The sequence below is a fragment of the Gluconobacter sp. OJB genome, from assembly GCF_039638275.1.
GTDB classification, from domain to species: domain Bacteria; phylum Pseudomonadota; class Alphaproteobacteria; order Acetobacterales; family Acetobacteraceae; genus Gluconobacter; species Gluconobacter cerevisiae.
Window position 1 is genome coordinate 1 of the sequence record NZ_JBDIWH010000009.1, and the last position, 5669, is coordinate 5669.

A 5669-nucleotide genomic window follows, 5' to 3' on the forward strand; every position below is an offset into this window, starting at 1 on the left:
GGATCGCGGTCGGACGTAGGGACATCTGCTCTTCTCAGGAAAAATGGTGAACCGGCTGGGACTCGAACCCAGGACCATTCGATTAAAAGTCGAATGCTCTACCAACTGAGCTACCGGTTCATCCGCATTAGACGGCGCTCGTGGCGTCAGCTCATCAGACCGCACCTGTAACCGGGCAAACTCGTCCCGGCGCTCAGACACCCAAACAGGGTTGAGTTCTTTCCAGTCCCACACGTTATGCTGACTGTTCCATCGCTCCATATCTTCAACCGGACCTTTGACACGCTCTACCAGTTCGGATGCCTCTTTCAGAATCTCCCGGCGTTTCGCGTTCCGGAATCTGATGGCTTCCTTCCTCTGGCGCTCAACCTCTACCGCTCGATGCTCCGCTTCGAGACGCGCCTGATAGGCAAGCCACTCCTCCACATCCCGCGCTTCCTGTTCGGGGTCATCAGCAGTCGATATCAGATCGGAAAGCGACAGAGGCTTGGGTTTGGGCTTCTGCTGGCTCTCGATCCGAACGCGAACAGCGCTCACCTCTCCCCGCCGCTCTATGGCCGTCACAGCAGGGCCTACATGCGCGCCCGCTTCTCGCGTCTCCCCTTGAGCGGCCAGACTGCGCCTGTCGATCCTTGCGGCTTCTCCGGCTGCATCAAGTGCGGCATTGGCAAACCGCTCCCACTCCGCTCGGATCAGATCCACCGACTTGGCATTCGAGAGGCCCACAACCACCTTGCCGGTCTCGAAATCCTTGTCACGTAGGACGATGTGAGCATGATGGTTCCGGGCATCGTCTCCGGACGGTCGATGGATGGCAGCCAGCCAACTGCCACGGCCAGCAGTCATGCGTTCGCAGAAGTCCCGCACCAGGTTGGCGCGTTGCTCGTCGGTCAATTCATGCGGCAGGGCGACCATGACCTTGGTGACAACGCGCCCGTTTTTACGGTCGGCCTGCTCCTGCTCGTCCAGCCACTTCCGGGCGGCACCACCCCGTGAGCCGATCCGGGCAGTCGGCATCCGTTCGGCCAACACAGCAACGGCAGCGGTCGAGCGGGTGATGTAGCTGACATGAGCGCCAGCCGTTCCCGCCTGCTTCTGTGTGCCTTTCCCGATAGCTGACACGTTTACGCTATAGATTGCCACCGTTACCGCTAACGCTTTCAGTGTGTTGCCAACACCGCACGGATTACGTTAGTAATCCATATGTGCGCCCTCGCTTAATGCTCGGGATCAAAAGAGGACTGCAAAACCGTGTCTGAAGCAAGAAAAAACGACGACGCCGACCTTGCCGAACGCTACCGCACCATGATGGCACAGAACCGGGCGCGCTCTGAAAAACACAGGGAAGAACAACGGGCTAAAGGGTTAGTGCGCGTCTCCGGTTGGATACATCCAAGCCACCGGGATGAGTTCAAGACATGGCTAATCGGTAAGGATGAACCCAAGCTGTAACGATGCAACACAGATAAGACCAACTCGACATGAATCGACACAGGTCGATACGACCCGACATGCCTAAAAAACCGCAGATTTCCGGTGCCTGTAGAGGGTTTGTTCTATGAAAGTGTTCGGAGCATACACGCCTTTTTCGGCCATCCGATGAAGGATTCCGAAATCGCCCGGTTGCTCTCCCTAATCCTGCGACATGAACCGGAACGGATCGGCCTGACGCTGGACGGGCAGGGCTGGGCGAACGTGCCCGACCTGATCCGGCTGGCGAAACGAGCGGGCAAGCCGTTCGACCTCGACACCCTGCGACGGGTGGTCGAGATGAACGACAAGCGGCGCTTCACTCTCTCCCCGGACGGTCAGCGCATCCGGGCCGCGCAGGGTCATTCCCTGCCGGTTGATCTCGACCTGCCCGCCGTCCAGCCGCCCGATCGGCTCTGGCATGGCACCGCCCGTGATAACCTGCCCTCGATCTTCCGGGATGGTCTGAAACCGGGCCGCCGCCAGATGGTCCATCTTTCCGCCGACCGGGAGACGGCGCAACGTGTCGGGGAGCGACACGGAAAGGCCGTTATTTTGGCCGTAGAGGCCGGTCTGATGTTTCGGGATAGATTTCCCTTCTATCAGGCCGACAATGGCGTGTGGCTCGTTCCTAGCGTCTCTCCGACCTATTTGGCGTTCTGAGGGGAAACATGGACTGTCCCCACATACTCCTTCCCCTTGAGCAAATCCCCTTTAGCTAGGTTCTGCTGACCTTACAGCACCAGAGCGAGCGCAGCGCGGGAGCGCCGTAGGCCGCCGAAGGCGTCTGGTGTGGATAACTCCCTGTCAAAAAGCTCTCTGATCCGCCCCCGAGGGTCCACAGGACCCGAGGCCCGCTACCGCTCACGAGGGCGTTCGCGGGCCTCGTCCCGTGGGCTTCGTGGACGGCCCTTAAGATCATAGAAAGAGAAACGAAAAAAGTTGTTGTTTATCAGAATGTTACGATGGGGGGGTGCCTCACCAGCTATGAGGCACCCCTGCCTCATAGCTGGTGAGGCAGGTTTGAGCGAAATCTGCTCATTCAATGGCGATATTTATTTTATTTTTGAAAAAATTTAGCTAATGGTTTTGAGTGAAATCTGCTCATGACGTGAGCAGATATATTTCCTTTCGGGTGTTTTTTCTCTCACCTATGAGGCACCCCTGCCTCATAGGCGCGAAGGCATAGGGTGATGTGGTGAAGACTCGAGAATTAGGAGTAACAACGGCTCCATCCGGCTCATGGGTGCAGGTCGAACGAGCAGCATTGGAACGCTGGTCACGGTTGGGGATGGAAAACCCTCGCGCTGCATCTGTGATGATGACGCTGGTACATCACATGGGTCGCAATAATGCTGTGGTCGTGTCGCAAAAAACGCTTGCTGAACTATGCGCGTGCTCCCGAGCAACGCTTCAGCGGGCACTCGATACCCTTCGGTCCGGAAACTGGATTGATGTCCGTCAGATCGGCCCGACAGGTACTGCCAACGCCTACATCGTGAACCGCAGGGTTGCGTGGTCCGGGGCAAGAGCTGGACAGCGTTACGCTCTATTCGATGCGGCGGTCGTGGTCTCAGCCACAGAACAGCCAGACGCCGAAACCCTAGACGACCTCCCTTCCCTTGAATCCATCCCGGCCATGTTCAAAGGCGAGCGCCAGTTACCGACCGGCCCCGGTATGCCACCCCCTTCCCAGCCATCTCTTGACGGTCTGGAACCTGACTTACCTGCCACCAGCCGCGACGATCCTGCACAGTGAGCGCGCACACCCCTGCACACCTATCTCCCGCACAAGCTGCACAGGTAGCTGACGTCTCCCGCTGGACGATCATGCGAGCTATAAAATCAGCAGATTTGCCGGCTTTCCGGGACAATAAAAACCAGTGGCGGATCAAATCCGACGATCTGAATGCATGGCTCTCTGCACACCCTGCACAGTGTGCGCACACTGTGCAGGAAGAGAACGGTGCACACCCTCTGCACACCCCTGCACACCCCGATCCAATCGCCCAAGACACGCTGGAACTGGTGCGCTTGAAGGCCGAACTCGAAGCCGAAAAGACGCTCCGGGCGACCATAGAGGCTGACCGCGATCATTGGCGTGACCTTGCTCAGAAATTAGTCGAACCTCGACCACGCAAATGGTGGTTCTGGTAAACCCGACATGAGCCGTGAGGTCTTGGCGGACGCCTTTAGATCCAGCATGTTCGCTGGATGTTTGAGACATTCACATATGACCTTCCCGAGGTTCTACCTCCTATCGCTCGAAATCATTGGGCATTTATGGAGTCAAATTCTGCCGCTGCCGTGATGAAAGCAGTCTGTCCAAGCGAGTGGAACGATATCGTAGAGGTATTATCTACTTACAGACTTGACCCTAAATCTTGGCTTAAGGCTGGAGGAAACAGAGGAGATATTGCGGCGCAAATTGATACTCTCTTCGGAAACCGCGGATGGAAAGAAACCAGATTAGATTTAGAAACAAAGGGCATTCTTTATGGAAAGAACGGGAAGAAATTAGGTGAGTTGTCCCCTGTATATCAAGAAGGATATTTAGTAGATAATTTGAAAAATAGAATAGTTCTTGATGTTGAGTGGAACGCCAAAGATGGAAATTTAGACAGAGACTTAGCTTCATACAGATCTTGGTTCGAAGCCGGAGTTATTTCTGCTGGTGTTATTATAACTAAAGACAGAGAATCCCTGCTTAAACTTGCAAGGAAATTATGGTCTGACTACCAAGACACTCTTCCAGAAGAGGACAGAGATCCTAAACTTCCTATAGATTTAAAAACATCTACAGTTACAGCTTTTGACAAAGCTCAGTTGCGTGTTCGTCGAGGTGTTATGGGTTCATGCCCGGTTCTTATTGTAGCCGCAAACGAACACACTTGGAATGGAAGTCCTTATATTTAAGCTGTTTTTCGTCCACGTGGTCTCATAACCGTATTAGACATATTTAGAAGTGATCTAACTCTCTGAATTGAATATCCTGAGTCCTCAGAAATGCTACGAATACTATCTCCAGCTTCATAGCGATCTCTTAGCTCTTGGCTTAAGGCTGATGCGACCACATCAGGAATGTGCTCATTAGTTTTTAGGGGGGGAAGCATCGGCCCCCCAGAATATCCTTTATGCGTCTTCCCCCTGGGAGAGGCTTCTTCCGCCGCCTCATCACCCCATGCCGTCCATCCGGGATTAGGATGTCGCGAAAAAAGCTCAAGATATGGTCCCGGCGAGCATGCCTCTATAAGATCAAATTGCTCATCTGGTTTTCGAGAATGCTCTCTTTTACGGGTTTCAATCATATTGACCTGAGAACGTCCGGGACTAAGCGTCCTCATAGAGCCCTTCACACCAAACAAAAGAATTTCAGTCACATTTCTAAAATAGAACCCCACACCTCTACCGTCAGGTCCACCATCTTTACGCCTCTTAGCCCAAATAATATTTGAAACGTAACGGAAACCCCAAGCCTTCATTACTTCAAGACCTTCTGGAAGAAGAGCATTAGGCACCCATAGATACAGATGCGCATTTTTTGCAGCTACTTCACTGACAGGTAACTCCTTGATCGCATCAAGAGTCATCGTCGAGTAACGATCAAGGCGACGGTGTTCGGGAGCGACCTTTCCAGTACGGTTAGAGAACCGCCATGGCGGATCGGCCATAATGGTAGAAAATCCTCCCACAACCTTTGGAAGAGGTGCAGGGGACAAATCAGGTCGCAGAGGGGTAATGTTTGATTCGCTCATATGATTTTAATACACCATAATAGATCTAATAAAAGATCCATTATAAAGATTTATCCAACCTTACCCCCACCCGGACGCCTTCGGCGGCCTACGGCGCTCCCGCGCTGCGCTCGCTCCGGGTCTGTTCCGCTTTGTGCCGAGCATATCTGCTTGCTCATGAAACAGGAGGATTTTAGCGGCTATAACGCCTACATCCCCGCTCCATTACCCAAGTCGTCGTCCCAGTCGATATCTGGGATAGGTAGCAAACGCTGCATCCGTTCCACTAAACCATGCAAAACCTCAAAGACTGACCGAAGTATCTCAAGCCATTTAGACCCACATTTCCCAAGTAAGGCGCTGATTTCGCTGTCCTGACCATTATATTTCCTATATAAAACATGGTGTTGAAGGCTGCGAGGGGCGCGTTTCATGGATCACCCAGAGGGTGCGGGCTTGCAACGG

Annotated in this window: 6 protein-coding genes, 1 tRNA gene and 1 pseudogene; 5 read left to right on the plus strand and 3 right to left on the minus strand. The window is 53.7% G+C overall.

Annotated elements, in window-relative coordinates:
* Nucleotides 1-44 precede the first annotated feature (44 nt).
* Both ABDK74_RS15805 and ABDK74_RS15930 read right to left on the minus strand, forming a co-directional pair.
* Nucleotides 45-120: transfer RNA gene (locus tag ABDK74_RS15805), tRNA-Lys, on the minus strand.
* Nucleotides 121-603: 483 nt separating this feature from the next.
* Nucleotides 604-1017: pseudogene (locus ABDK74_RS15930) on the minus strand (MobA/MobL family protein); the annotation flags it as partial.
* 234 nt (nucleotides 1018-1251) lie between these two features.
* Between ABDK74_RS15930 and ABDK74_RS15820 the strand changes: the two are divergent.
* The 5 genes from ABDK74_RS15820 to ABDK74_RS15840 all read left to right on the plus strand — a co-directional run bounded on the left by ABDK74_RS15820 (nucleotide 1252) and on the right by ABDK74_RS15840 (nucleotide 4386).
* Nucleotides 1252-1452: a hypothetical protein gene (locus ABDK74_RS15820; protein WP_289843972.1), complete on the plus strand. Its 201-nt coding sequence runs from the start codon at nucleotides 1252-1254 to the stop codon at nucleotides 1450-1452.
* A gap of 147 nt (nucleotides 1453-1599) precedes the next feature.
* Nucleotides 1600-2133 carry an RNA 2'-phosphotransferase gene (locus tag ABDK74_RS15825; protein ID WP_289843971.1) on the plus strand — a complete coding sequence of 178 codons (534 nt, stop codon included), beginning with the start codon at nucleotides 1600-1602 and terminating at the stop codon, nucleotides 2131-2133.
* A gap of 532 nt (nucleotides 2134-2665) precedes the next feature.
* A complete protein-coding gene (locus ABDK74_RS15830; protein WP_346004595.1) occupies nucleotides 2666-3229 on the plus strand; it encodes a helix-turn-helix domain-containing protein in 564 nt (187 codons plus the stop codon).
* Nucleotides 3226-3627 carry a helix-turn-helix domain-containing protein gene (locus ABDK74_RS15835; RefSeq protein ID WP_346004596.1) on the plus strand — a complete coding sequence of 134 codons (402 nt, stop codon included), beginning with the start codon at nucleotides 3226-3228 and terminating at the stop codon, nucleotides 3625-3627. The genes ABDK74_RS15830 and ABDK74_RS15835 overlap by 4 nt, the downstream gene beginning before the upstream one ends.
* A gap of 57 nt (nucleotides 3628-3684) precedes the next feature.
* Nucleotides 3685-4386 (plus strand): BglII/BstYI family type II restriction endonuclease, encoded by a 702-nt coding sequence (locus ABDK74_RS15840; RefSeq protein ID WP_346004597.1) that lies wholly within the window; start codon nucleotides 3685-3687, stop codon nucleotides 4384-4386.
* Here the strand turns inward: ABDK74_RS15840 and ABDK74_RS15845 are convergent.
* Nucleotides 4383-5141 (minus strand): MT-A70 family methyltransferase, encoded by a 759-nt coding sequence (locus ABDK74_RS15845; RefSeq protein ID WP_289843974.1) that lies wholly within the window; start codon nucleotides 5139-5141, stop codon nucleotides 4383-4385. The two genes, ABDK74_RS15840 and ABDK74_RS15845, sit on opposite strands and share 4 nt — an antisense overlap.
* Between the last annotated feature and the right edge of the window lie 528 nt (nucleotides 5142-5669).

What these genes read in the sequence shown, in the direction of transcription:
- ABDK74_RS15825 (WP_289843971.1), top strand. Translation starts at nt 1,600, where the DNA reads ATGAAGGATTCCGAAATCGCCCGGTTGCTCTCCCTAATCCTGCGACAT.
- ABDK74_RS15840 (WP_346004597.1), top strand. Translation starts at nt 3,685, where the DNA reads ATGTTTGAGACATTCACATATGACCTTCCCGAGGTTCTACCTCCTATC.
- ABDK74_RS15845 (WP_289843974.1), bottom strand. Translation starts at nt 5,141, where the DNA reads ATGGCCGATCCGCCATGGCGGTTCTCTAACCGTACTGGAAAGGTCGCT.